General features: G+C 67.4%; 1 pseudogene. It reads left to right on the forward strand.

Going from position 1 to position 570, the window contains the following annotated elements:
• Nucleotides 1-570, forward strand: a pseudogene (locus J9611_RS06970) (pyruvate dehydrogenase (acetyl-transferring), homodimeric type); the annotation flags it as partial.

Raw genomic sequence — 570 nt, forward strand, 5'->3', positions numbered from 1 at the left:
CGCGCAGAGTGTGGGCGTGCCGATGGTGACCACCACGGACTACGTGAACACGATCCCGGTGGACCAGGAAGCCCCGTTCCCCGGCGACGAGGAGATCGAGCGCAAGTACCGGGCGTGGCTGCGGTGGAACGCCGCGGTCATGGTGCACCGGGCGCAGCGGGCCGATATCGGCGTCGGCGGGCACATCTAGACCTACGCGGGCGCCGCGACGCTGTACGAGGTCGGCTTCAACCACTTCTTCCGCGGCAAGGACCACCCCGGCGGCGGGGACCAGGTCTTCTTCCAGGGCCATGCCTCCCCCGGCATGTACGCCCGGGCCTTCATGGAGGGCCGGCTGAGCGAGGAGGACCTGGACGGCTTCCGGCAGGAGAAGTCCAAGGAAGGACATGCCCTGTCCTCCTACCCGCACCCGCGGCTGATGCCCAAGTTCTGGGAATTCCCCACCGTGTCGATGGGGATCGGGCCGATGAACGCGATCTACCAGGCGCAGTCCAACCGGTACCTGCAGAACCGCGGCATCAAGGACACCTCGGACCAGCAGGTCTGGGCGTTCCTGGGTGACGGCGAAAT

Origin of the sequence: Pseudarthrobacter albicanus, assembly GCF_018224015.1 — a bacterium.
In the GTDB taxonomy this organism is placed as follows: domain Bacteria; phylum Actinomycetota; class Actinomycetes; order Actinomycetales; family Micrococcaceae; genus Arthrobacter; species Arthrobacter albicanus.